At 67.9% G+C, this 23,870-nt stretch carries 20 protein-coding genes; 13 read left to right on the forward strand and 7 right to left on the reverse strand.

What is annotated here, in order from left to right; all coding sequences use genetic code 11:
- Positions 1-36: 36 nt before the first annotated feature.
- The 8 genes from ACTJJK_RS17090 to ACTJJK_RS17125 all read left to right on the forward strand — a co-directional run bounded on the left by ACTJJK_RS17090 (position 37) and on the right by ACTJJK_RS17125 (position 10,803).
- A complete protein-coding gene (locus ACTJJK_RS17090) occupies positions 37-933 on the forward strand; it encodes a DUF58 domain-containing protein (protein ID WP_031372623.1) in 897 nt (298 codons plus the stop codon).
- Positions 930-1,385, forward strand: a complete 456-nt coding sequence (locus ACTJJK_RS17095) for a DUF4381 domain-containing protein (RefSeq protein WP_161786129.1) — start codon at positions 930-932, stop codon at positions 1,383-1,385. The genes ACTJJK_RS17090 and ACTJJK_RS17095 overlap by 4 nt, the downstream gene beginning before the upstream one ends.
- On the forward strand, positions 1,385-2,386 hold the full coding sequence (locus tag ACTJJK_RS17100; protein ID WP_440730787.1) for a vWA domain-containing protein: 1,002 nt from the start codon (positions 1,385-1,387) through the stop codon (positions 2,384-2,386). Before ACTJJK_RS17095 ends, ACTJJK_RS17100 begins: the two co-directional genes overlap by 1 nt.
- The gene (locus ACTJJK_RS17105) at positions 2,383-4,170 is read left to right on the forward strand and encodes a tetratricopeptide repeat protein (protein WP_031372620.1); all 1,788 of its coding nucleotides are present in this window, start codon (positions 2,383-2,385) and stop codon (positions 4,168-4,170) included. Before ACTJJK_RS17100 ends, ACTJJK_RS17105 begins: the two co-directional genes overlap by 4 nt.
- Before the next feature lie 5 nt (positions 4,171-4,175).
- A complete protein-coding gene (locus ACTJJK_RS17110) occupies positions 4,176-5,894 on the forward strand; it encodes a BatD family protein (RefSeq protein WP_031372619.1) in 1,719 nt (572 codons plus the stop codon).
- A 206-nt stretch (positions 5,895-6,100) separates the two neighbouring features.
- On the forward strand, positions 6,101-7,480 hold the full coding sequence (locus ACTJJK_RS17115) for a dicarboxylate/amino acid:cation symporter (RefSeq protein WP_031372618.1): 1,380 nt from the start codon (positions 6,101-6,103) through the stop codon (positions 7,478-7,480).
- 304 nt (positions 7,481-7,784) lie between these two features.
- On the forward strand, positions 7,785-9,785 hold the full coding sequence (gene tkt / locus ACTJJK_RS17120; RefSeq protein ID WP_440730788.1) for a transketolase: 2,001 nt from the start codon (positions 7,785-7,787) through the stop codon (positions 9,783-9,785).
- Between the two features lie 187 nt (positions 9,786-9,972).
- Complete coding sequence (locus tag ACTJJK_RS17125) at positions 9,973-10,803, forward strand: acyltransferase family protein (protein ID WP_440730789.1); 831 nt, start codon at positions 9,973-9,975, stop codon at positions 10,801-10,803.
- 607 nt (positions 10,804-11,410) lie between these two features.
- Here ACTJJK_RS17125 and ACTJJK_RS17130 read toward each other — a convergent pair.
- Positions 11,411-13,429 (reverse strand): acetyl-CoA hydrolase/transferase C-terminal domain-containing protein, encoded by a 2,019-nt coding sequence (locus ACTJJK_RS17130; RefSeq protein ID WP_440730790.1) that lies wholly within the window; start codon positions 13,427-13,429, stop codon positions 11,411-11,413.
- An 84-nt stretch (positions 13,430-13,513) separates the two neighbouring features.
- Between ACTJJK_RS17130 and ACTJJK_RS17135 the strand changes: the two genes are divergently transcribed.
- Together ACTJJK_RS17135 and ACTJJK_RS17140 are read left to right on the forward strand one after the other, a co-directional pair.
- Positions 13,514-13,885, forward strand: coding sequence for a BlaI/MecI/CopY family transcriptional regulator (locus tag ACTJJK_RS17135; RefSeq protein WP_031372614.1), 372 nt, complete (start codon positions 13,514-13,516; stop codon positions 13,883-13,885).
- A gap of 78 nt (positions 13,886-13,963) precedes the next feature.
- The gene (locus tag ACTJJK_RS17140; protein WP_440730791.1) at positions 13,964-15,148 is read left to right on the forward strand and encodes a M56 family metallopeptidase; all 1,185 of its coding nucleotides are present in this window, start codon (positions 13,964-13,966) and stop codon (positions 15,146-15,148) included.
- 66 nt (positions 15,149-15,214) lie between these two features.
- Here ACTJJK_RS17140 and ACTJJK_RS17145 read toward each other — a convergent pair whose 3' ends face one another.
- From ACTJJK_RS17145 to ACTJJK_RS17170, 6 genes are all read right to left on the reverse strand, one after another.
- Positions 15,215-15,847, reverse strand: a complete 633-nt coding sequence (locus ACTJJK_RS17145) for a molybdenum ABC transporter ATP-binding protein (protein WP_440730796.1) — start codon at positions 15,845-15,847, stop codon at positions 15,215-15,217.
- Between the two features lie 44 nt (positions 15,848-15,891).
- A complete protein-coding gene (modB, locus tag ACTJJK_RS17150) occupies positions 15,892-16,584 on the reverse strand; it encodes a molybdate ABC transporter permease subunit (protein ID WP_440730792.1) in 693 nt (230 codons plus the stop codon).
- A 10-nt stretch (positions 16,585-16,594) separates the two neighbouring features.
- Positions 16,595-17,389: a molybdate ABC transporter substrate-binding protein gene (gene modA / locus ACTJJK_RS17155; RefSeq protein WP_440730793.1), complete on the reverse strand. Its 795-nt coding sequence runs from the start codon at positions 17,387-17,389 to the stop codon at positions 16,595-16,597.
- 57 nt (positions 17,390-17,446) lie between these two features.
- Entirely contained in the window at positions 17,447-18,319 is an 873-nt protein-coding gene (locus ACTJJK_RS17160) for an MBL fold metallo-hydrolase (protein WP_223620484.1), read from the reverse strand.
- A 101-nt stretch (positions 18,320-18,420) separates the two neighbouring features.
- Positions 18,421-19,266, reverse strand: a complete 846-nt coding sequence (locus ACTJJK_RS17165; protein ID WP_223620253.1) for a S1/P1 nuclease — start codon at positions 19,264-19,266, stop codon at positions 18,421-18,423.
- 199 nt (positions 19,267-19,465) lie between these two features.
- The gene (locus ACTJJK_RS17170) at positions 19,466-20,089 is read right to left on the reverse strand and encodes an OmpW/AlkL family protein (RefSeq protein ID WP_031372607.1); all 624 of its coding nucleotides are present in this window, start codon (positions 20,087-20,089) and stop codon (positions 19,466-19,468) included.
- A 323-nt stretch (positions 20,090-20,412) separates the two neighbouring features.
- Between ACTJJK_RS17170 and gap the strand changes: the two genes are divergently transcribed.
- The 3 genes from gap to ACTJJK_RS17185 all read left to right on the forward strand — a co-directional run bounded on the left by gap (position 20,413) and on the right by ACTJJK_RS17185 (position 23,746).
- Complete coding sequence (gap, locus tag ACTJJK_RS17175; protein ID WP_031372606.1) at positions 20,413-21,417, forward strand: type I glyceraldehyde-3-phosphate dehydrogenase; 1,005 nt, start codon at positions 20,413-20,415, stop codon at positions 21,415-21,417.
- 535 nt (positions 21,418-21,952) lie between these two features.
- A complete protein-coding gene (locus ACTJJK_RS17180) occupies positions 21,953-22,816 on the forward strand; it encodes a HEAT repeat domain-containing protein (protein ID WP_440730794.1) in 864 nt (287 codons plus the stop codon).
- 18 nt (positions 22,817-22,834) lie between these two features.
- A complete protein-coding gene (locus tag ACTJJK_RS17185; protein WP_440730795.1) occupies positions 22,835-23,746 on the forward strand; it encodes a hypothetical protein in 912 nt (303 codons plus the stop codon).
- Positions 23,747-23,870 lie beyond the last annotated feature (124 nt).

The raw sequence follows: 23,870 nt of genomic DNA on the forward strand, positions 1-23,870 counted from the left end.
TCGTAACGGCGACATGCGCGCAAGCGGAATGGGCCGATGAGCGAAGGCATCGTTCCGGGGCTGGCGGAACTGGTCGCGCTGCGCGCGGCGGTCAGCGGGCGCCGCAGCGCGCGCCTGGGCCGTCACGGCGTCAGCGGGCAGGCCTTGTCGCCGTTGCGCGGGCGCGGCATGGAATATGCGGAGTCGCGAGAGTATTCGCACGGCGACGATGCACGTCATATCGATTGGCGCCTGACCGCGCGTACCGGCCGCGCGCATACCAAATTGTTCCAGGCCGAGCGCGAGCGCTTGACCTTGATCGTCGCCGACACCGCGCCTTCGCTGTATTTCGGTACCCGCGTACGCTTCAAGTCGGTGCAGGCGGCGCGCGCGGGTGCGGTCGCGGCATGGGCCGCGGCGCGCGACGGCGACCGCATCGCCGCGCTGCGCGGCAGTCTGCGCGAACCGCCGGTGACGCCGGCTTCGGGCCCGCGCGGCGCCTTGCGCGTGCTCGATGCGATGGTGCGCTGGTATGCGCAGCCGCCGGCCGACGATGCCGGCCTCGAGGTCGCGCTCGATCACGCCGCGCGCTTGTTGCGGCCGGGTTCGCGCTTGATCGTCCTCGCCGACCCGGCCAGCATCGCGGCCTTGCCGCAGCGCCGCTGGCCGGTGCTCGCCCAACATCATGAAGTGATCGTGCTGCTGCTGACCGATCCGATCGAAACCGAGCCGCCGCAGACGGCGTTGCCGTTCAGCCGCGATGGCCAGCGGGTCGAACTCGATCTCGGCATCGATGCGCAACGCAAGCGTTGGCACGATCAGTTCGTCGCGCCGGTACAGGTCGCGCTGGAGAAACTGCCGGCGCGCGGCGTGCGCGTGCAGGCCTTGTCGACCGAGGCGCCGAGCGAATCGTGGTTGCCGCTGTTGGGCCGTTCGCGGCCGTTGGTGGCGTGATGGATGCGACCTTGCCGCTGCGCGATGTCCACCAACCGGATGCGCCGTCCCTGTGGCCGCTGGCGCCGGGCTGGTGGATGCTGATCGCCGTGGTCGCGATCGTCGCGCTGTCGGTATATCTCTGGCAGCGTCGCCGGCAACGGCGGCGGCGCGACATCGCGCGGGTCTTCGATCAGGCACTCGAAGCCGTCGCCACGCCAGCGGCCGAAGTCGCGGCGATGTCGGAGCTGTTGCGTCGCGCCGCGCGTCGCCACGATCGCGAGGCCGATCGCCTGCAGGGCGAGCAGTGGCTGGAGTTCCTCGATCGCGGCAGCAAGCGCAGCGACTTCGTCGACGGCCCCGGGCGCCTGTTGCTCGACGGCGGCTATCGGCGCGAGGCCGATGCGGCCCAGGTCGCGGCCTTGCGCGAACTCGCCAGGCGACGCTTCCTGCGCTGGATGGGGGCGCGTTGATGTCCTTGCTCAGCGATTGGCGCGAGTTGTTCGCCTGGCCCTGGTGGCTGTTGGCCTTGCCGTTGCCTTTGTTTGCGCGTTGGCTGTTGCCGGCCGCGCGCGATGCTTCGGCCGCACTCAAGGTGCCGTTCGGCGAGCGCCTGGATGCGATCGCCGCCGTCGGCGGACGCAGCCTGCGCGGCGGCAGTGCGGGTTGGCTGCTGTGGCTGGCCTGGGCCTTGTTGTGCATCGCCGCGGCGCGCCCGCAGCAGCTCGGCGAAGCGGTGCAGCCGCCGCAGGCCGGTCGCGACATGATGCTCGCCCTCGACCTGTCGGGCAGCATGAGTGAGCCGGACATGGCCCTGAACGATGCGCCGGTGGACCGCCTCACCGCCGCCAAGGCGGTACTCGCCGACTTTCTCGATCGCCGCGTCGGCGATCGCATCGGCCTGATCGTGTTCGGTCGCCGAGCTTACGTGCTTACGCCTTTGACCCTGGACCGCGACACCGTGCGCGACCAGCTCAAGGACAGTGTGGTCGGCCTGGCCGGGCAGGAAACCGCGATCGGCGACGCGGTCGGCCTGGCGGTCAAGCGTCTGCGCGAGCAGCCTTCCGGCCAGCGCGTACTGATCCTGCTGACCGACGGCGTCAATACCGCCGGTGCGCTCGATCCGAACAAGGCCGCCGAGCTCGCGCGCGATCATCAAGTGCGCATCCACACCATCGCCTTCGGCGGCGACGGTTCCTTGTCTCTGTTCGGTTTCAAGATCGCGGTGCCGGGCGGCGATCCGCTCGACGAAACCTCGTTGCGCGCCATCGCCCAGACCACCGGCGGGCGTTTCTTCCGCGCCCGCGACACCGCCGAGTTGGCCGGCATCTACGCCGAGATCGACCGCATCGAACCGGTGCAGCGCCCCGGCAAAGCGGTGCGGCCACGCATCGAACGCTATGTCTGGCCGTTGGCGGCCGCGTTCGCCCTGGCCCTGTTGGCCTTCGCGTGGCCGCGACGGAGGCTGGCATGAACCCGTCGCTGTGGCTGCAGAATCTGGCGCCCTTGCAGTTCTTGCGTCCGCATTGGCTGTGGGCCTTGCTGGCGCTGCCGTTGTTGGCGTGGGTGTGGCGCCGTCGCCGCAATCGCAGCAGCGTGTGGCGCAGCGCGGTCGATCCGCATCTGCTGCCGCATCTGCTCGACGGCCGCGACGGCCGTCGTTCGCGTTTCGCCGCGGCGACGGCGTTGTTCGCCTATGCGCTGGCGGTGCTGGCCCTGAGCGGGCCGAGCTGGCGCCAGAGCGAGCAACCCTTGTGGCAGGGCAGCACGCCCTTGGTGATCGCGCTGGACCTGTCGAGCCGGACCCTGGCCGGCGACCTGCCGCCGACGCGGCTGGCGCAGGCGCGAGCCAAGCTCGCGACTCTGTTGAAGCTGCGCGATGGCGGACAGGTCGGCTTGGTCGTATACGCCGACGATGCCTATACGGTGGCACCGCTGACCGACGACGCGCGCAACGTCGCGGTGTTCCTGGATGCGCTGTCGCCCGATGTCATGCCGGGCGACGGCCAGCGTAGCGACCGTGCCGTCGAATGGTCCGCGCGCCTGCTCGCCCAGGCCGGTTTCGAACGTGGCGAAATCGTGTTGATGACCGATCGCGCCGACGCGGCCGCGCGCCGCGCCGCGGCGCAGGCCGCCGATCGCGGTTATCGCGTCTCGGTACTGGGCCTGGGCGGCGAAACCGCGACCCCGTTCCAGCGTCCCGACGGCAGCATCGTCAACGTCAAGCTGGATGCCGATTCGCTGCGCGCACTCGCCGCCGACGGCGAGGGTCGTTACGCGAGCATCGGCCGCGGCGATGAAGACTTGCAGACGCTGCGGTTGCTGGCGCCGGAGGTGACCGAGGCCGGCAGCGCGCGCGGCGAGAAGAGCCTGGCCCGCGAAGACAACGGCTATTGGCTGTTGCCGCTGTTGATGCTGCTGGCCTTGTTCGCGTTCCGCCGTCGCAGCGGCGTGGCCTCGGTCGTGCTGGTCTGCCTGTGCTGGCCGGCGATGCAGCCGGCGCAAGCGCAGGGCCTGTGGCAGCGCCCGGACCAGGCCGCGCACGAACGCATGCGCGAAGGCACCCAGGCCTATCGCAAGGGCGAGTTCGAGCGTGCCGGCGAGCTCTATCAGCGCGCGCAAGGCGCCGATGCGCAGTACAACCTCGGCAACGCGCTGGCGCGCCAGGGGCGTTATCCGGACGCCATCGCGGCCTACGATCGCGCGCTCAAGCTGCAGCCCGACATGGCCGACGCCCTGGCCAACAAGCGCGCAGTCGCAGCGGCGATGAAGCGCCCGCCGCCGCCGAAGGGCGGCGGCGACGGCAAAAACTCGAAATCGCAAGACGGCAAGAACGGCCAGAACGACAGCCAAGGCCAGGATTCGCAGAAGGGGGGGCAGCAGGGCGGGCAACCGCAGCAGTCGCCGGCGTCGCCGAAGCCCGTGCCGCCCAAGCCCTCGCAGGACTCCGGCGACCCCGCCCAATCCCAGCCGAAGCCCGGTGGCGAATCCAAGCCGTCCGACCGCGAAGCCCAGCGCAAGGCCGATGCGGCCCAGCGCGAACGCATGCAACGCGAACTCGCGCGCCAGGGCAAGGACCCTGCGCAACAGCCCGCCGCCGGGCGCAAGCCCGGGCAGGAAACACCGGCCGAGCGCGAACGCCGGCTCGCCAACGAAGCCTGGCTCAAGCGCGTCCCCGACGATCCGGGCGGCCTGCTGCGCGAGAAGTTCAAGATCGAATACGAGCGGCGCCAGATGGAAGCGCTGCGAGGGGATTGAAACCGATGTCGCGATGGATGGGCCAACTTGGGTTGTGGTTGTTGCTGGCGACGCTCAGCACGGGCGCGTTCGCGCAAACGCGCGCCTGGCTCGACCGCGAGCGCATCAATGCCGGCGAAACGGTGACCTTGAACGTCGAGACCACCGGCTCGCTCGGCAACAGTCCCGACTTCGCTCCGCTGCGCAGCGATTTCGTGTTGAGCGCCAGCCGCAGCAACAGCGAGATGGTGCCGGGCAAGAACGGCCTGGCCGTGCGCAGCCAATTCTCGGTGCTGCTGCAGCCGCGCCGCAGCGGCCGCATCGCGATTGCGGCGCTGCAAGTCGGCAGCGAGCGCACCCAGCCCCTGGAGTTGGAAGTGCTGGGCGAACCGGCCAGCGCGCCGCAGGGCGCGGGCGGCGACGTCTTCATCGAGAGCGAGGCCGACGACCTCAGCCCCTACGTGCAACAGGCAGTGGGCTGGGTGGTGCGCCTGTACGCGGCGGTGCCCTTGCTGGCCGGCAAGATCGACCAGCCGGTGCCGGAGGGCGCGTCGTTGATGCGGGTCGGCGACGACGCGCAGTACAGCCGCGATATCGCCGGACGCCGCTACACCGTGGTCGAACGGCGTTTCCTGCTGGTGCCCGAACGCAGCGGCGCGCTCAGCGTGCCGGCGGCGCTGTTCGAGGGGCGCAGCGCGCCGAGCTTCATCGACCAGATCATGGGCGGCAGCGGCGACGAACTGCGCGCGCGCGCCCGGCCGCGCAATCTGAACGTGCAGGCGCTGCCGGCCGACGCGCCGCAGCCGTGGCTGCCCTTGCACGACCTGAACCTGCGTTATCGCTCCACGCCGCAGGAACTGCGAGTCGGCAGCGCGGCGACCCTGGTGGTCGAGGCGACGGTCGACGGCGCCAACGCGGCGCAGTTGCCCGGGCTGGAACTGCCGCCGATCGACGGCGTGCAAGTGTTTCCCGAGCCGGTCCAGGCCGACGACGGTTTCGCCGACGGCCGCCCTCGGGTGAAGCTGACGCGCAAGTTCTCGCTGGTGCCCTCGCGCACCGGCCCGACCCGGCTCGACGGCCTGCGCATGGAGTGGTGGGACGTCGCCACCGGCAAGCCGCGCAGCAGCGCGCTGCCGCCGCTGTCGTGGACGATCGCGGCGGCGGGCGGTGCGGCCGCCGCGGCTCCTGCGGCTGCGGGTGCCGCAGGGGCGGCCACGACCCTCGCCGATGCCTTGCCGGCCGGTGCGGCGGGAGCGGCTGTCGGCGCCGCGCCCGCGGGCGGCATCTCCAGCGCTTGGGCCTTGGCGGCGCTGCTGTTCGCGGCGCTGTGGTTGGCGACCTTGGTCTGGGCCTTGCATCTGCGCAGCCATCCGGCCAGCTTGCTGCCGAAACCGGGCGCCGAGGCCACTGCGGAGGCCAGCGTTGCGGTGAAACGCGTGCCGGTCAACGTGCCGGCTTTGCGCCAGATGATCGATCTGGCCGATTTCGACCACATCGCGACCGTGCTGCGTTCGCTGGCGCATCCGCCGGCGGCCGACGACGACGAACTGGTCGAGCGCCTGGCCGATCCGGCCCAGCGCGAGGCGGTACAGGCCCTGCGCCGCGCGCGCTGGGGCGGGGGCGACGGCGTCGCCGCGCGTGCGCAACTGCGTCAGGCCTTCGCCCAGGGGCCGTCGTGGCACGAGGCGGAGCAGACGGCAGCGTCACCGTTGCCGCCGCTGTATCCCCCGCGCAAGCCGTCCTGAGCGAGCCCTGCTTGAGCGAGGCATGTTCGAGCGAGCCATGCTCGAACGAGCCCTCCTAAGCCGGCCGGCGCCCTGAGCGGGCGCCGCGATCGCCGCTCCGCCCGCCGACGCGTGCTCCGCCGGCCTCGGCCGGTATGGCTGCGACGCAGCGAGGCCGCCGCAAGCCCCTGGTGTATCCTGCCCGCTGTTTGGGCCAGGCCGGATTCATGAGCGAAAACCTTAACGCGCGCAAGCCGCTGCCGTTGCATTGGAAGATGGCGATCGGCTTCCTCGCGGGCCTCGTCCTCGGCCTGATCGTCTACGCCGCCGGCATCGGCAGCGTCACCTACGCGCAACTGGCCGGCCAGGTCTGTCCGGCCACCACGGCCGGCGCCGACATCGCCTGGCAGTGCCGCCCGCTGCTCAAGCTGCTCACCGAAACCGTCACCGGCCCGGCCGGCGAAATCTTCCTGCGCCTGATCTTCATGTTGGTGATCCCGCTGCTGTTCTCGGCGCTGGTCATGGGCGTGAGCGAGATGGGCGACATCCGTTCGTTCGGCCGTGTGGGTTGGCGCACGCTCGGCCTGACCGTACTGATGTCGGCGCTGGCGGTGATCCTCGGCCTGGTCATGGTCAACCTGTTTCAGCCCGGCGCCGGCGTCGACCCGGCCCAGGCCCAGTTGTTGATGAGCGAGAACGCCGAGCGCGCGCAGAGCATCGTCCAGGGCAGCGCCAATGCGCCCAAGGGCATTCAGATGCTGGTCTCGATCGTGCCCAGCAACGTCATCCAGGCCGCCGCCGACGACGCCATCCTCGCGGTGATGTTCTTCGCCCTGATGATCGGCGTGGGCATGGTGCTGACCCGCTCCAAGGCCGTGGACACTCTGCGCGAAGGCATCCAGGGCCTGTTCGACATCTCCATGACCCTGATCGGCCTGGTCATCAAGCTGGCGCCGTACGCGGTGTTCTGTTTCATGTTCAACCTGGCTTCGGCGTTCGGCTGGGACCTGTTGTTCAAGCTCGCCAAGTACGTCGCGGTGGTGGTCGCTGCGCTCGCCATCCATCTGTTCGTGGTCTATTCGCTGGCCCTGAAGTTCATCGGCGGCCGCTCGCCGATGGAGTTCTTCAAGGGCGTACAGGAAGCGATGGTGCTGGCATTCTCGACCGCGTCGAGCAACGCCACCCTGCCGACTGCGTTGCGCGTGGCCGAAGACGAGCTGCACTTGCCGCGTCGGGTGTCGCGCTTCGTGTTGACCGTCGGCGCGACCGCCAACCAGAACGGCACCGCCTTGTTCGAAGGCGTCACGGTGATCTTCCTGGCCCAGTTCTTCGGCGTCGACCTGAGCCTGGGCCAGCAGGTGATGGTGATGCTGGTGTGCATCCTGGGCGGCATCGGCACCGCCGGCGTGCCCTCGGGCTCGCTGCCGGTGGTGGCGATGATCTGCGCCATGGTCGGCGTGCCGGCCGAGGGTATCGGCCTGATCCTCGGCGTCAATCACTTCCTCGACATGTGCCGGACCACGCTCAACGTCACCGGCGACATCGCCATCGCGGCGATGGTGTCGCGCGGCGTCGCCGATCCGCCGGCCGAAAGCCTGGCGGACTGAGGCCGCTGCCCGAGCGCACGAAAACCCGCCTGAACGGCGGGTTTTTCGTTTGCGCAAGGGCTTGCGCGACCGTCGGCACGATCGGCCCTGCGGGCTTCGTGGCCTAGCGCACCGATCGCTTGTGGCGAGCGTGCCGATCCTGCCCTCAGAGCAGGCCCAGCGCGGTTTTCCGCGCATTTGCAAGCCCGGCGTGCGGCTTTCGGCCAGTGGTTCGGGGCGACACGGCGGCGCCGGGATGGGACAATGGCGGCTCTTCGCCGGTCCCGTCGGGAGCGGCTTCCAAGCCCCCAGCATGCAGACTCCCATGACGACGCACAGCCGCCGCGACCTTGCCAACGCCATTCGTTTCCTCGCCATCGACGCGGTGCAGGCCGCCAACTCCGGTCATCCGGGCATGCCGATGGGCATGGCCGACATCGCCGAGGTGCTCTGGAACGACTACCTGACCCACAACCCGAACAATCCGAAGTGGTTCAACCGCGACCGCTTCATCTTGTCCAATGGTCACGGTTCGATGCTGCAGTACGCACTGCTGCACCTGTCCGGCTACGACCTGTCGATCGAAGACCTCAAGCGCTTCCGCCAGCTCGAGTCCAAGACCCCCGGCCACCCGGAAAACTTCATGACTCCGGGCGTGGAGACCACCACCGGTCCGCTCGGCCAGGGCCTGGCCAACGCGGTCGGCATGGCGCTCGGCGAGAAGCTGCTCGCACAGCGTTTCAACCGCCCCGAGCTGAGCATCGTCGATCACCGCACCTGGGTGTTCATGGGCGACGGCTGCCTGATGGAAGGCATCTCGCACGAAGCCGCCTCGCTCGCCGGCACCTGGGGCCTGGGCAAGCTGGTCGCGTTCTGGGATGACAACAAGATCTCCATCGACGGCAACACCGACGGCTGGTTCACCGACGACACCCCGGCCCGCTTCGAGGCCTACGGTTGGCGCGTGATCCGCAACGTCAACGGTCACGACGCGGTCGAGATCAAGACCGCCATCGACACCGCGCTCAAGCACGACGACAAGCCGACCCTGATCTGCTGCCGCACCACCATCGGCTTCGGCTCGCCGGCCAAGGCCGGCAAGGAATCCTCGCACGGCGCGCCGCTGGGCAAGGACGAGATTGCCGCGACCCGCGCCGCGCTGGAATGGCCGTACGGCGACTTCGAGATTCCCGAAAGCATCTACGACGGCTGGCGTTCGCGCAGCACCGGCCTGGTCCGCGAGGACCAGTGGAATCGTCTGTTCGACGCCTATGCCGCGCGTTATCCCGACGAGGCCGCCGAGCTGACCCGCCGTTCGCACGGCGAGCTGCCCGACGACTTCCTCGCCCAGGCCAACGCCTACATCGCTAAACTGCAGGCCGACGGCCCGACCATCGCCTCGCGCAAGGCCTCGCAGATGGCGATCGAGACCTTCGCGCCGCTGCTGCCGGAACTGATCGGCGGTTCCGCCGACCTGGCGCATTCCAACCTGACCCTGTGGAAGGGCAGCAAGTCGGTCGCGACCGACGACCCCAACGCCAACTACATCTATTACGGCGTGCGCGAATTCGCGATGACCGCGATCAGCAACGGTCTGCAGTTGCACGGCGGTTTCATCCCCTACGACGCCACCTTCCTGGTGTTCAGCGACTACGCCCGCAACGCCGTGCGCATGAGCGCGCTGATGGGCGCGCACGCGATCCACGTCTACACCCACGATTCGATCGGTCTCGGCGAAGACGGCCCGACCCACCAGCCGGTCGAGCATCTGGCTTCGCTGCGCTACATCCCCGACAACGACGTCTGGCGTCCCTGCGACGCGGTCGAGTCGGCGGTGTCGTGGCGCGCGGCGATCGAGCGCAAGGACGGCCCGAGCTGCCTGATCTTCTCGCGTCAGAACCTGATGCATCAGCCGCGCAACGACGAGCAGGTCAAGCAGATCGCGCTCGGCGGCTACGTGCTGCGCGACAGCGACGGCACCCCGGACGCGATCCTGATCGCGACCGGTTCCGAAGTCGGCCTCGCCACCCAGGCTGCCGACGTGCTTAGCGCCGAAGGCCTCAAGGTGCGCGTGGTGTCGATGCCGTCGAGCGACGTGTTCGACCGCCAGCCCTTCGAGTACCGTGAGTCGGTGCTGCCCAATGCGGTGCGCAAGCGCGTTGCGATCGAGGCCGGCGTCACCGGCTTCTGGCGCAAGTATGTCGGCCTGGACGGCGACGTGATCGGCATCGACGGCTTCGGTGCCTCGGCCCCGGCCGAGGCCCTGTTCCCGCACTTCGGCTTCACCGTCGAGCGCGTGGTGTCGGCGGTCAAGAACCTGGCCTGACCGGTCCCGGCAGGCCGCGCCGCCGCTCGGCGGCGTGGGCCTGCAAGGCAAGGTGCGACGACGCTCCGGCGGTCGCACCAACCCATGACGAGGCTCAGGGCCGATCCGGAACCGAGTCGGATGACGCCCTGCGGCGGATCGCGCCGGCGACCGAGTCCTTCCTTAGCTGCCGAGGCCATGACATGGCATGGCACAAGACCTCGACACCGAGCCGCTGCAGTCCCGCTTGCCCCAGTTGGATGCGCTGCGGACTGGCCGCCTTGTATGTGGTGATCTATCACGTCATGGCGATGGCCGATCCCGATCTCGCCGTGCCAGCGGCGCTCCTGCCGTTCGTCGATGGGCGGTCACCCGTGTCGCCCTGTTCTTCGTCATGAGTGCGTTTTCGTTGTCCCTGACCCGGACGCGCCATGCCGCATCGGGCGTGGCCTTGCGCAGTTTTTATCTGAACCGGTGGTTCCGCATCGCGCCCTTGCTGCTGGCTTTGACGCATTGGCTGGTATTGGCCTGGGGCTGCGTCCTGTTTCAGCTCTGGTTATGCCTGCGCGACAAGCCCGTGCGCATTCGCCGACCGCTCGGCGTTGCTCTGTTGTTGGTCGGCATGATCGGCAGCGCCTTATTGTTCTATCGGATGCTGCCGCCGGTGCCTGGGTTGAGCGGTTGGAACCAGAGCGCCGTGTTCTACGGCGCGATGCTGCTCGGCCTGTTGCTGGCAAATAATCGGCTGCTGGTGAATCGTGCGACCTGTTTCCTGGGTACGATCAGCTACTCGCTTTATCTCGTGCATCCGTTTGTGGTGTCGCTCTTGTATGGCGTGTTCGCACGGTCGTACGAGCACCTTCCGCCGGGAGCGGCGTATGCCGGCTGTGCGGCGATCAGTTTGGCGCTGGCGATTCCGGCCGCGTGGTTGACCTATCGCTTCGTCGAGAAACCGGGCATCCGCCTCGGGCATCGGCTGTTCGCTCGCGTATCGGCGCGTAAGCGGGCGCCCGCGGGCGAGACGCAGGGGGCCTACTGAGGGTCGGCTCTTGCTTGAAGAGCGGAGCCTTGCGAATCCTTCTCCTGTAGGAGCGGCGTCCTACTGGATTTCCTTCGGTCATGAGCCGCGACCGCGGGACGCGCAGAGGCCCCAAGGCCGATGTCATTCATCGACGCGGCGTGCTTTCGCCGGGGTAGGAGCGGCGCGAGCCGCGACCGCGTCCTTTCAAGTTTGCGGCGCAACGCTGAAGCAAGATCAAGATCAAACGCTAAAAGCTTCCGCCACTAAAGCGGCGGGTTACTTTCTTTTGTCATAAGCAACAAAAGAAAGGTAACCAAAGAAAAATGCTTCTCTTTGAATCAAGGGCCCGCGCGAGCGGTGCTTCCGCAGGGATTTTTCATACGGGACATCCCTGTCCCGATGAAAAACGGCGCGCATCCTTGCGCGCCGCCCTCCGGGTCTTTTTTAGCCGTCGCTAGTGCCAAGCGACGCACAGCCACAGCAAGAGCAAAATCTCCACGGCAACGGCAACGGCAACGGCAACGGCAACGGCAACGGCAACGGCAACGGCAACGAACAGGGGCGGGCTTCGGGTTCGCAGCGCTTCGATTCGTTGACAGGGGACACTGTGCTCGCCGAAGCCGGCTCAGCCTTGCCCGTCTTGTGCCAGCGCCCACGACAGCAGTCGCGCCTGCAGCTTGTCGCCGAGGCCGGCCGGTCGTACCAGGTCCATCCGTTGCATGGCCTCGCGGTCGTGGCCGGGCCGGGAGAACAAGGCCCGCAGCACGGTGCGGGCGGTGCCCGCGCGCGTGGTCGTACTGGCCTTCAACAGGCCTAGCGCCTTGACGAGGCGTTGTTCGACTTCGGTGAAGTCGCTGCCGAGCGGATAGTCGGGCAGGGTGCCGTCGGCGCGGAACGGGGCGAGCAGGTCGCGCAAACGTTCCGGGGTGTTGGCGCCGCCGCGTGCGCTCGACGCCGGCTCCGCCGCGCCCGGCGCCAGCTTGCCGGAGGCGCGTGCGGCTTCGCGCAGGGCGCCGGCGAAGCGCGTGTCGGCGATCGCGCACATCGCCTCGATGCAGTCCTCGTCGGTCTTGCCGCGCAGGTGGGCGATGCCGTATTCGGTGATGTAGACGTCGCGCAGATGGCGCGGAATGGTGGCCTGGGCGTAGTTCCAGACCACGTTGGAGCGCACCGTGCCGGCGCTTTCGCGGGTCGAGCGCAGCATCAACACCGAGCGCGCGTTCGGCAACGCATGCGCCATGGCGACGAAGTTGTATTGGCCGCCCACGCCGGACACGACACGGCCGTCGTCGAGCGTGTCCGAGACTGCCGCACCGAGCGCGGTCGCCATCATGCAGCTGTTGAAGAAACGCGCATCGCGGCGTTGTAGGCGTTCGAGTGTCTCGTTGCCGCCGTAGAGTTCGTTGACCTCGCTGATCCGGCGCATGCCGATGCCGCGCCGTTGCTCGTCCGACAAGGTGCGCAGCCACTGGTAGAAGTCCGGCGAGCCCAGATAGAAGCCGCCCTGCAGGAATTCGCCTTCGTCTTCGAGCCGCGCGTGGTCTGCGGGGCTTGCGCTGCCGTCGTCGAGCCGGCGCATGAGCTCCAGGTCGTCGACGACCTTGCGCTTGATTACGCCGACTTCGACGAGACGCCGAAACCCTTCGTTGATCATCTCGGAACAGCCAAAAAGCCCAGTGCTAAATGGTCCAAGCGGCGCAACTGGCGCCATCGCGTTACGCCCCAAGCTCAGGTCATTGGCACTGAAAGCGGTTCGCCCAACCGGCGCACCCGCTTCGTCCACCTCGACCCCCAGCGCCTTCACCACCCGCAAGTACGCCGCATTGTCGGTCTGCCGCAGCGCCAGCGCATGGCACAGCGCATCGGCCAGGGTGCCGATGCCGATCTGCAGGGTGCCGCCGTCGCGCACCAGGGTGCTGGCGTAGAAGCCGATCGCATAGTCGGCGTCGGCGACCGGCTGCCGGGGCAGCCCGAACAGCTTCGGGTGCGGACCAGCCGGAGTCACCACCGCGTCGAAAAAGCCGGGGTCGACGGCGGCGCTGCCGCCGAGCCAGGGCAGTTGCGGATCGACTTCGGCGATCAGCACCGGCCGCGGCAGGCCGCGGGCGACGATCGCGTCGACCGCATCGCAGGTCAGGTCGGTGTTGCACGACAAGGACAGGCGATCGCCGCCGGGCTCGGCCGCGACCTTCTGCACGATGGCATTGACGCCGCGGTCGGCCAGAGCGCGTGCGACGTGGGTGTAGTTGAGGCTGGCGTAACGGCGCTGGGCGGCGACGGCGTTGAGCAGCGCGCCCGATTGCAGATAGAACTCTTCGATCTCGATATGCGCCGGCAGGGTGTTGCGCTTGAGCGCCTGCACATAGCGCAGGCGCGGGAAGTCGTCGCCGAAATGGCGCTGCGCGAACGGACCGACGAAACGCCCCTCCAAACCCTTGCCGGCTCCTGGCGGATCCAGCGACAGCGCCGTGTACAGATGCAGCGGACGCGCGGTTTCGCGTTCGGCCCGGGCGTACAGCGCATTGAGCAGCCGATGCGGCTTGCCCAGGCCGAGCGGGGCACCGACATGCAGTGGGCCGGGCAGCCGTTCGTAGAGGAAAGCGACGGCGTCGTCGAGGGAATCGAAGCGGGCGGGAGCGGTCATGCGAGCAGTATCGCATTCCGCCGAGGGCGGGCTTGACAGTAGCGTTTACAGGCGTAATCTAAATAAAAATTACGGATGTAAACGATGCAGATCAGCGAAGCCGAATCTCTCGTCATGGACGTGTTGTGGCGCCGCCATCCGCAGTCGGCCGAAGAGGTCATTGCCGCGCTCGCCGACAGTCAGCACTGGCAGGAAGCGACGATCAAGACCCTGCTCAACCGGCTGTTGAACAAGGGGGCCGTGCGCGCCGACAAGGACGGCCGCCGTTATCTGTACGCGCCGGTGCTCAAGCGCGAGGACTGGGTGATGGGCGAGAGCCGCAGCCTGCTGGACCGTTTGTTCGACGGCCGCGTCGCGCCCCTAGTCGCGCACTTCAGCGAGCAGCGCAAGCTCAGCCGCAAGGACATCGCCGATCTGCGCAAATTGCTCGACGAGCTCGACGATGACGCGCACTGACGTCGCTGGCAGGCGTGTCGCATCAAGATGCGGCGCCGTGAACGCAACGGCAATCCCCGGCGGTTTGGAGAGCGACTCATGATCATGGGTACGGAATGGACGACCTGGCTGATCGAAACCACGGTGGCGACGAGTCTGGCGGTGTTGTTCGTGTTGGCCGCGCGCCTGCCGCTGCGCCGCGCTTTCGGTGCCGCGATCGGCTATGCCGCCTGGGCACTGGTGCCGCTGCTGATGATCGCGGTGTTGCTGCCGACGGCAGGGCACAGATTGCCTGCGGTGGTCGCCGGCGCAAGCGCCGCACCGATCCCGCCGCCGTCGATGCAGGCGGCCGCGTCGTCCGATTTCGACCCGATGCCTTGGCTGCTCGCCGTCTGGCTTGCAGGCGCCATCGTCATGGCCGTAGCGACCTTAGGCCAGCAACGGCGTTTCCAACGCGGGCTTGGCCGCGTCGCGCGCCGCGAGGACGGCCTCTATCAAGCCGAAGCGATCCTCGGGTTGCCGGCGGCGCTCGGCCTGTTGCGGCCGCGCATCGTGGTGCAGCGCGATTTCGACACGCGCTACTCGATCGAACAGCAGGCCTTGATCCGCACCCACGAACGCAGCCACATCCGGCGCGGCGATCTGCACGTCAATGCCTTCGTCGTTCTGTTGCGTTGCGTTTATTGGTTCAACCCCCTGCTGCATTACGCCGTGCGCCGTTTCCGCCACGACCAGGAGCTGGCCTGCGATCTGCGCGTGCTCGCCCGGCATCCCCGCTCGCGGCGTACCTACGGCGAAGCGATGTTGAAAACCCTGCTGGCGGCGAACCCTTCGCCGTTGGCATGCCACTGGGCGCAAGCCCATCCTTTGAAGGAGAGAATTCTCATGCTCAAGCAACCTTTGCCTGCGCCGAAGCGGGTCGCAATCGGCGTAGTTGTGCTCGCCCTGGTCGCCTCTGCCGCCGGTTTCGGCGTATGGGCCGGCCAACCCGCCGACGCGCCGAAGACCGAATCGGTCTATTTGCACTCGGTGCCCGGCGAACCGATGGTCTCCCTCGCGGCGAGGGATGAAATGCCGCGCGAAGTCGCCGGTCGCATCGCCACCCAGGCCGGCCTGATCCTGACCAATCCGCAGGTGCTCGACGACAGCGGCAAGGGCGTCAGCCTGCAGGCCGATCGCATACCGGCGCGCAGTGCCCTGGAGCTCGTCGCCGGCAGTTCGGGCATGAAGCCGGTGTTCCAGGGCCGGTCGGTCACCTTCGTTCCGGTCGACGTCAAGCGCTGACGGCATCGCCGTCGATTCGAAGCGTTCCTCCGAACGCTGCGCGCCAGGCTTGCGCAACCGACGCGCTCAGGCACCGACGGTGTGCACCTCGTCGGCGATGCGTCGTACTTCCTCGGGATAGTGACTGACGTAGATCATCGGCAAGGCGATCTCGTCGCGTACCCGCTGCAGATAAGGTAACAGTTCGTCGCGGCGGTTCATGTCCAGCATCGAAAGCGGCTCGTCCAGCAACAGGATGTGCGGCTGGGACAAGAGCGCGCGCCCCAGGGCGACGCGCTGGCTTTCGCCGCCGGACAGGCCGGCGGTATCGCGCTCGAGCAAGGGCGCGATGCCGAGCAAGTCGACGATGGCCTCGAAGGCGAAGCGCGGCGAGTGCCGCGCTTCGCCGTGCAGGCCGTACAGCAGGTTGCGGCGCACGTTGAGGTGCGGAAACAGGCGCGCATCCTGGAACACGTAGCCGATGCGGCGGCGATGCGCCGGTACGTCGATGCCGCGTTCGCTGTCGAACAGGCAGCGGCCGGCGATCTCGATGCGGCCGCGTTGCGGCCGCAGCAGCCCGGCCACCGCATACAGCAGCGAGGTCTTGCCGGCGCCGGATTCGCCGACCAGGGCGATCACCCGATGGCGGCTGCGAATGCTCACGCTGCGTTCGAAGCTGCCGCGGCGCAGGCTGAAATCGAGGACGTGGATGTCGTCCATGGGCGGATCGCCCGCGCTACGGTCGCGATCGGGCTTGGTCTCGGTCATCGATGGGTCTCGCGTCGCTGGCGTTGCACCAGCCACTCCGAGGCGAACACCGCGGCGAACGAAATCGCCACCGCGACCAGGGCCAGCCGCAGCACGCCGGACTCGCCGTCGGGCACCTGCATCAGCCCGTAGATCGCCGACGACAGGGTCTGGGTTTCGCCGGGGATGTTGGACACGAAGGTGATGGTGGCGCCGAACTCGCCGAGCGCCTTGGCGAACGACAGCACCGCACCGGCGACCAGCCCGGGCCAGGCCAGCGGCAGGGTCACGCCGAAGAACACCCGCCAGCGGTTCGCGCCGAGGGTCGAGGCGGCCTGTTCGAGGCGGCGGTCGACCGCTTCGATCGACAGGCGGATCGCCCGCACCATCAACGGAAACCCCATGATCGCGCTGGCCAGGGCGGCGCCGGTCCAGCGGAAGGCGAAGCTGAAGTGGAAGTAGTCCGACAGGAAACGCCCGACCGCGCCTTGGGCGCCGAACAGGATCAACAAGGCGTAGCCGGTGACCACCGGCGGCAACACCAGCGGCAGGTACAGCAAGGTGTCGAACAACAGCTTGCCGGGGAAACGGGTGCGCGCCAGCAGCCAGCCCATCGCGATGCCGAGCGGCAGACTGCCCAGGGTCGCGACCGTGGCGACCTTGAGGCTGAGCGCGATCGCGGTCAGTTCGGCCGGGCTGAAGTCGAACATCGTCGCGCGGTCAGTCCAGGGTCGCGAAACTGTGGCGGCGGAAGATGGCCGCCGCGGCCGGGCTCTTCAGCCACTGCGCGAACACCGCCGCACGCGGCTGCCGGCTGCCGCTCACGCGGGCGACCGGGTACACGATCGGCGGATGGCTGTCGGCCGGGAAGGTCGCCAACACGCGCACCTTCGGTTCGGCGCGGGCGTCGCTGGCGTAGACCACGCCGAGCGGGGCCTCGCCACGCGCGACCAGCATCAGCGCGGCGCGCACGTTCTCGGCCTCGGCGACCTTGGGCTGCAGCGCGGTCCAGACGCCGAGCGAGGTGAACGCCGCGCGTGCGTACTTGCCGGCCGGCACGCTGCCGGTCAGGGCCAGGGCGATGCGACCGTCGCCGAGCAGCGGCCGCAGGTCGACGCCGGGCTTGAGCGCGACCGGTTGGGCGCTACTGGCCTGGGCGGCGATCAGCACCAGGCGGTTGCCGAGCAGATTGCGGCGGCTGCCGGCGTCGATGAGCTTGCGTTGCTGCAGGTAGTCCATCCAGTCCTGGTCGGCCGAGAGGAAGACGTCGGCCGGCGCGCCCTGTTCGATCTGGCGGGCGAGGGCGGAACTGGCGGCATAGGACACCCGCACCGATTGCCCGCTGGCCCGGGTGTACGCGGCCGCGGCTTCGTCGAGCGATTCCTTGAGGCTGGCGGCGGCGAACACCGTGATCGGTGCAGTCTCGGGCTTCGGCGCGGCGTGCGCCGAAGCGGCCGCGAAAACCGCGGCGAGCGTGCACAAGGCGCCCAGCCAGCGGCGGCGGATCGGGTTCATTGCGGACCTGTCGGGTGTGAGTCAGGACGAGAGTAGCGCGAAGCCGGTTGAGTCGCCTCAGAACCGGTCGAGCGGCAGTTTCAGGTAACGCACGCCGTTGGCCTCGGGCTCGGGCAGGGCGCCGGCGCGCAGATTGACCTGCAGCGCCGGCAGGATCAGCGCCGGCATCTGCAGCCCGGCGTCGCGTTGCTCGCGCAAGGCGACGAACTCGGCCTCGCCGGTGTCGGCACGCACGTGGATGTTGCTGCGCTTCTGTTCGCCGAGCGTGGTTTCGCAGGCCGGCTCGCGTTCGGGCTTGCCGTAGTCGTGGCAGACGAAGACGCGGGTGGCGTCGGGTAGCCGGTACAGCGTTTGTATCGACCGATACAGCATCGCCGCGCTGCCGCCGGGGAAGTCGCAGCGCGCGGTGCCGCTGTCGGGCAGGAACAGCGTGTCGCCGGTGAACAAGGCGTCGCCGATCAGATAGGCGAGGCTGTCGCGGGTGTGGCCTGGCACCGGGATGGCCCGCGCCTGCAGATCGCCGATGGCGAAACCTTCGTCGTCGTCGAACAGATGGTCGAAGGCCGGGACCGCCTCGGTCTCGGCCAGGCCGAACAGCGGCGCGAACACACGCCGGACCTCGCCGATGCCGCGGCCGATCGCGATCCGCGGCGGCGTCGCGCCGCCAGCGGCGATGGCCTCGCGCAGGGCGTGGGCCGCGCTGAGGTGATCGGCATGGGCATGGGTTTCGAGCAGCCAGTCGATGCGCAGCCCCAGGCGCGCGGCTTCGTCGAGCAGGGCTTGCGCGCTGCCCAGGCCGGTGCGGCCCGAGCGTGCGTCGTAGTCGAGCACCGGGTCGACGATGGCCGCCGCACGCGTCGCCGGGTCGGCGACCAGATACGACCAGGTCCCGGTTTCGCGATGATGGAACGGCACGACCTGCGGCGACATAACCTGCGGCGACATACGAAAAGCTCCTGGCGGCGATCCCGCCCGATGGACGCGGCAGGGGCGGGCCGCCCGTCGATCAGGCCGGCAGGCGGCCGGTGCGCTCAGCGATGCGCGAGCGCGGCGTTGAGGACGCCGGCCAGGTGCGCGCCGCCGAGCCGCAGCTGAGTTTCCGCCACCGGGCGCCAGGTTTCCACATAGGCCGGTTCGAGTATGTGGCCGTCGGGATAGAAACCCGGCTGCAGCACGATCCGGCACGAGGCCTCGGCCCAGGCGGGCGAGGCCGGCGGCAGGCCGAGAGCGGTCGCGGCCGGTACCGGGGTCTGCCGCAGGTACTTGAGATAAGCCGTGTAGTCGCGCTTGCTCATCGACAGCATCTTGCTGTCCCACAGCGAGTGCAGGTTGGTGCCGTAGCCGTCGACGGGTTCCGGCTCGCCGGGAATCTGCAACTGGTAATCGTTGCCGCCCTTGTCGCGGCCGAAGCCGGCGTGCAGTGGTTGGTGCACGTCGCCGACGAAATGGACCACGAACTTCAGGGCCTGCAGGCGGTCGGCCTGGGGCCGGCTGCGGTCGGCGAGGATCGCGGTCTGGGTGCGGATCGCCTCGACCACACAGTTGCCCTTGGGGCAATGGCGCGCGGCGTCGTAATGGCAGTCGTCCTCGGCGAGGTTGACGTAGTGCCACTTGGCGCTTTCTTTGCCGAGTGTGGGGTTGCTGCTGCGCAGGTCGTCGGCCCAATTGGCGATGCCGGGCAGGGACGGGTCGGCTTCGCCTTTGAGCATCTTGGCGATTTCGGCGCGTACGTTCGGACGCAGATCGTCCCAGGCCAGCGCCGCGACGAGGCGATGCCCCTGCGGACCCCAGGCCAGACTGTTGAGCGGCAGCAGAAGCAGCAGCGCCGAATAGCGGCGCAGCGATTTGGAGAAGGAACGCGCACGGATGGAGGTCATGTCGTCCACTTTACCGGAGCCGCGCACAGACTCCGCTGTCCGAACCTGGCGGCGCGGTCGGCCGAAACCGGGACGCGCAAACGGCGGTGCGGTCCGCATTCGCTTGGCGGATGGCCGTGCCGCACGAGTGTGGCAACAATCGCAGGATCGGCCGTGAGGCGATCGCGGCCCGCCGCGATCGCCGATGCGGATCGTCCGCTTAGAACTTCATCACGTAGGCCAGACCGAACACGGTCGGGTCGATGGTGGCCTTGCCGATCTTCTGGTCGTTCAGCTCGACGTCGGTCTGGATGTCCATCCAGCGCGCATCCACGCGGATCGAGCTGCGCTCGGTCAGGATGAAGTCGACGCCGACATGGGCCGCCACGCCGACCGAGTCGTCGAGCTTGAGGCGGGTGCCGCGCAATGCGCCGGTGGTCTTCTCGCTGAAGAAGGTCGTGTAGTTGACGCCCAGGCCGACGAAGGGCGAGACCACGCCGCGGCTGTTCCAGTGGTACTGCAGCGAGAACGTCGGCGGCAGGTGCTTGGTCGTGCCGACCTTGCCGACGCCCTTGATATCGATGTCGTGCTTGAACGGCGTGGCCGCCAGCACCTCGATGCCGAGGTTGTCGCGGATGAAGTACTCGAAGGTGATGGTGGGCTGGACGTTGTCGCCGATTTCCAGCTCGGCCGCTCCGCCTAGCACGCTGCCGTTGTCGGACTTCGGATTGACCTGGTGAGCGCCGATACCCAGGGTGAAGTTGCCGGTCTGCTGGGCAAGGGCGGGCTGGGCCGCGCAAGCCAGGGTGGCGGCGAGGACGCCGCCGATCAGTCGCTGATTCATTCCTTGAGTCCCCTGTGAGGTCGTGAAGAGACCGATTTTGCAGGTTTGCTGAACAGGAGTCTGTCCGCACCGCACTCTAAATACGCCGGAGAACGGTAAACCTAGACCTGCGTTCCATTCTTGTTGCTATGTGCCGCAGAAAGGGCCCTAAAGCCGCTGTGGATGCGGTCACGGGCCGCCATAAGCCGTCGATGGCCCGTCGATGAGCCGTCGATCAGCCGTCGATGAGCAGTGCATGGGGCCGGACTGCGACCCAGCCCCTGCCTTGCTAGAATGGGAGTTTCCCCACTTGACCCGCCCGGGCGGCTGCAGGAGTTACCTCAATGACGATCAAGGTAGGCATCAACGGCTTCGGCCGCATCGGACGCAACGTCCTGCGCGCGGCCGTGCAGAATTTCGGCAACGACATCGAAATCGTCGCCATCAACGATCTGCTCGAGCCCGACTACCTGGCCTACATGCTGCAGTACGACTCGGTCCACGGCCGCTTCAAGGGCGAGGTCAAGGTCGAAGGCAACACCCTGATCGTCAACGGCAAGAAGATCCGCCTGACCCAGGAACGCGACCCGGCCAACCTCAAGTGGGACGAGGTCGGCGCCGAAGTCGTGATCGAATCGACCGGCCTGTTCCTCGACAAGGTCACCGCGCAGAAGCATCTCGATGCCGGTGCGAAGAAGGTCGTGCTGTCGGCGCCGTCGAAGGACGACACGCCGATGTTCGTCTATGGCGTCAACGACAAGACCTACAAGGGCGAGACGATCGTCTCGAACGCCTCGTGCACCACCAACTGCCTGGCGCCGCTGGCCAAGGTGATCAACGACAAGTGGGGCATCAAGCGTGGCCTGATGACCACCGTGCATGCCGCCACCGCGACCCAGAAGACCGTCGACGGCCCGAGCAACAAGGACTGGCGCGGCGGCCGCGGCATCCTAGAGAACATCATTCCGTCGAGCACCGGCGCGGCCAAGGCCGTCGGCGTGGTGATCCCGGAGCTCAACAAGAAGCTCACCGGCATGTCGTTCCGCGTGCCGACCTCGGACGTGTCGGTGGTCGACCTGACCGTCGAACTGGTCAAGGAAGCGACCTATGCCGAGATCTGCGCGGAAATGAAGGCGCAGAGCGAAGGCGCGCTGAAGGGCGTGCTGGGCTACACCGAAGACAAGGTCGTGGCGACCGACTTCCGCGGCGACGCGCGCACCTCGATCTTCGACGCCGAAGCCGGCATCGCGCTGGACGGTACCTTCGTCAAGCTGGTGAGCTGGTACGACAACGAATGGGGCTACTCGAACAAGTGCCTGGAAATGGTCAAGGTCGTCGCCGGCAAGTAAGCGGCGGTTTTCCCGATCGACGAAAAGCCCCGCGATTGCGGGGCTTTTTTGTTGGGCGGGGTTTGTGGAGGCGATGGGGGCATGTCGTAGCGACGAGGGCTGGAGTCCTTCTGATTTAGCGGCGTCCTGATCTTTGGCGTGTATGGCTGCGTTCTAACGGCAAAGCGAATCCCCCTGGCCCCCCCCTTTGGCAAAGGGGGGCTGATTCGGAGGTTGCGTGGTGCGGGGGAGGTGGACGGGTTCGTAGATTGCGGACGTTAGGTGGCCGGAATGAAGGCGTAATTACGTAGCGACGGCGCGTCGGATCGCGGCGGCCGACGCATCGATCGAGTTGTGACCGGCGTCGCCCTGTGCATCGCTGCGTTTGCGACGGCTTGTCGCTAGGATCGCAACACGTGGTCCGGGGAGCGGTTGGACCACGATCCTCAGCGACGCGATCGTCGCCAGGCAGTGGTCCTTCCGAATGGATGGGCGACGGCGGCCGCAGGACGCGGAAGGTTTCGCTGGATCGAACTCACAACTCAAGGAAGGATGCATGGATGCACAATCGCGCTCTTTAGCCGATTCCAGATTCGCGCGCTTCAAGGATGCCGTCGACCGCCGCGTCGGCGAGCGCGGCATCGCGGGCATCGTCGATATGCAGGCGGACCTGCAGACCCTGCTGCAATCGGGCGCCATCGCCGCGCGCTTGCGCCAGGAGCTGTCCGATCTGCTCGGCGACGGCGAACAGGCGCTGTTGTGGGAAAACTGGAACCGCGGCGGCCTGTGGAGCCGGCACGGCGTGTTCCTGATGTCGGGCGAGGGCTGGTCGCTGCACCTGTCGCGCTACTTCAGCTCGTCCAGCGGCATCTTCACCCTGTCGCAGTACGCCTGCATCGGCGTCGCCGCCGGCGCCATCGAGCTGAGCACCTACGCCACCGGCGAGAGCTTCCGCAACGCCTACTTCGAACGCGAGCAGAGCGTGCAGCTCAACCGCCGCATCGAACTGGCCAACGGCGAGGCCGCGGCGCTGGGCGTGGACGATGCCGCGTTCAAGGTCGACGTGCGGCAACCGACCATCGTGGTGTTGTTGCTCTCGCAAAGCGCGGTCGATCTGCAATGGCGCTTCGACCCCGAGACGCTGCGTGCCGACAGCTGCATTTCCGCGCGCCTGAGCGACTCCGAACTGGTCTGCATCGGCCAGACCCTGGCCACTATCGACGCGGAGCAGGCGCCGCAGGCCTTGCTCGAACTGAGCCGGCACCCGCGCCATTTCGTGCGCTGGTCGGCCATTCAACTGCTCGGCAAGGTCGACCCGCAGGCCGCGCTGGAGCGTTTGCGCGATGCCGTCGACGACGAGCACGACGACATCCGCCGGGCCGCGACGCGTTCGCTCGCCGCCCTGGCCCCGACCGCCTGACCGCTTGAGGACACCGCCATGGCCTATACCTTGAATGCCGCCGCGACCACGGTGGCCAGCGAAGAAGAGCTGTTCGATTTCATCTTCAGCCGGGTCGATACGCTCGACCCGGACAGCATCGCCGAAGCCGCGCCGGTGCTCGCCGCCTACGCCAACGACCCGGCCCTGGTCGCGCGCACCATGGCGCGGTCGCTGCGCTCGATCCTCGATGGCGAGCCGCCACCGTTCGTCGCTCCGCAGTGCTACGTGATCGCGCGGCGCAAGCACGTGATGATCCGCGCCAACGTGTGGTCGCCGCTGAAGCAGACCGGCGCCCTGCGCAAGAACGAGGAGCGCGCGTACTCGTACGACACCGCCCACGACCACAACTTCCATTTTCTCACCGTCGGTTATTTCGGTTCGGGCTATCGCACCCATATCGCCGAGATCGACCCGGCCGAGTTGACTGGCGCCATCGGCGACAGCGCGCGCATCCTGGATTCGGAGGTCACGACCCTGCCCAAGGGCAAGATCATGCTCTATCGCGCCCACCGCGACGTGCACCGGCAGGCGCCGCCGGACGAGTTGTCGATCTCGTTGAACGTGCTGTTCAACAATCAAAGCCAGATCGCCAAATGCCAGTACAACTTCGTGTTCGAACAGGAACTCGGGGAAGAGCGCGCGCGCATCCTCAGCTACACCTCGGCGAGCATCCACAGCCGCTTGTCGATGCTGGCGGAAATGGCGGTGCTGGTCGGCGGCGACGAACTCACGCCGCTGTTCGCCGACGTGGTCGACTCGACGGTGCTGCCGCCGCGCATGCGCCTGATGTGCCTGGACGGCCTGCGCGAGGATAGCGACGCTTATCGCGGCGCGCTCGAGCGCCTGTACGCCGACGATTGCGCGATGGTCCGCGACCATGCGAGCAAGGTGCTGCAGTCCCTGCAATGAATCTGCGCGGCGTCGCCGGCGCGCCGCGGGATGCCATCAGGCCGGCGAATCAGGAGCAACTCTATGGAAGGTAGTCTGCAAATCCAGGATCTGGATTACGAAGTCGCACCGTTCAGCGTGTCCG

It is taken from the genome of Lysobacter sp. 22409 (assembly GCF_052045105.1).
Taxonomy (GTDB): domain Bacteria; phylum Pseudomonadota; class Gammaproteobacteria; order Xanthomonadales; family Xanthomonadaceae; genus Lysobacter; species Lysobacter antibioticus_B.

Excerpts from the sequence above, each read along its gene's own strand:
- ACTJJK_RS17090 (WP_031372623.1), top strand. The coding sequence starts at position 37 with ATGAGCGAAGGCATCGTTCCGGGGCTGGCGGAACTGGTCGCGCTGCGC.
- ACTJJK_RS17100 (WP_440730787.1), top strand. The coding sequence starts at position 1,385 with ATGTCCTTGCTCAGCGATTGGCGCGAGTTGTTCGCCTGGCCCTGGTGG.
- ACTJJK_RS17105 (WP_031372620.1), top strand. The coding sequence starts at position 2,383 with ATGAACCCGTCGCTGTGGCTGCAGAATCTGGCGCCCTTGCAGTTCTTG.
- ACTJJK_RS17110 (WP_031372619.1), top strand. The coding sequence starts at position 4,176 with ATGTCGCGATGGATGGGCCAACTTGGGTTGTGGTTGTTGCTGGCGACG.
- ACTJJK_RS17115 (WP_031372618.1), top strand. The coding sequence starts at position 6,101 with ATGAGCGAAAACCTTAACGCGCGCAAGCCGCTGCCGTTGCATTGGAAG.
- tkt (WP_440730788.1), top strand. The coding sequence starts at position 7,785 with ATGACGACGCACAGCCGCCGCGACCTTGCCAACGCCATTCGTTTCCTC.
- ACTJJK_RS17125 (WP_440730789.1), top strand. The coding sequence starts at position 9,973 with ATGGCACAAGACCTCGACACCGAGCCGCTGCAGTCCCGCTTGCCCCAG.
- ACTJJK_RS17130 (WP_440730790.1), bottom strand. The coding sequence starts at position 13,429 with ATGACCGCTCCCGCCCGCTTCGATTCCCTCGACGACGCCGTCGCTTTC.
- ACTJJK_RS17135 (WP_031372614.1), top strand. The coding sequence starts at position 13,514 with ATGCAGATCAGCGAAGCCGAATCTCTCGTCATGGACGTGTTGTGGCGC.
- ACTJJK_RS17140 (WP_440730791.1), top strand. The coding sequence starts at position 13,964 with ATGATCATGGGTACGGAATGGACGACCTGGCTGATCGAAACCACGGTG.
- ACTJJK_RS17145 (WP_440730796.1), bottom strand. The coding sequence starts at position 15,847 with ATGGACGACATCCACGTCCTCGATTTCAGCCTGCGCCGCGGCAGCTTC.
- modB (WP_440730792.1), bottom strand. The coding sequence starts at position 16,584 with ATGTTCGACTTCAGCCCGGCCGAACTGACCGCGATCGCGCTCAGCCTC.
- modA (WP_440730793.1), bottom strand. The coding sequence starts at position 17,389 with ATGAACCCGATCCGCCGCCGCTGGCTGGGCGCCTTGTGCACGCTCGCC.
- ACTJJK_RS17160 (WP_223620484.1), bottom strand. The coding sequence starts at position 18,319 with ATGTCGCCGCAGGTCGTGCCGTTCCATCATCGCGAAACCGGGACCTGG.
- ACTJJK_RS17165 (WP_223620253.1), bottom strand. The coding sequence starts at position 19,266 with ATGACCTCCATCCGTGCGCGTTCCTTCTCCAAATCGCTGCGCCGCTAT.
- ACTJJK_RS17170 (WP_031372607.1), bottom strand. The coding sequence starts at position 20,089 with ATGAATCAGCGACTGATCGGCGGCGTCCTCGCCGCCACCCTGGCTTGC.
- gap (WP_031372606.1), top strand. The coding sequence starts at position 20,413 with ATGACGATCAAGGTAGGCATCAACGGCTTCGGCCGCATCGGACGCAAC.
- ACTJJK_RS17180 (WP_440730794.1), top strand. The coding sequence starts at position 21,953 with ATGGATGCACAATCGCGCTCTTTAGCCGATTCCAGATTCGCGCGCTTC.
- ACTJJK_RS17185 (WP_440730795.1), top strand. The coding sequence starts at position 22,835 with ATGGCCTATACCTTGAATGCCGCCGCGACCACGGTGGCCAGCGAAGAA.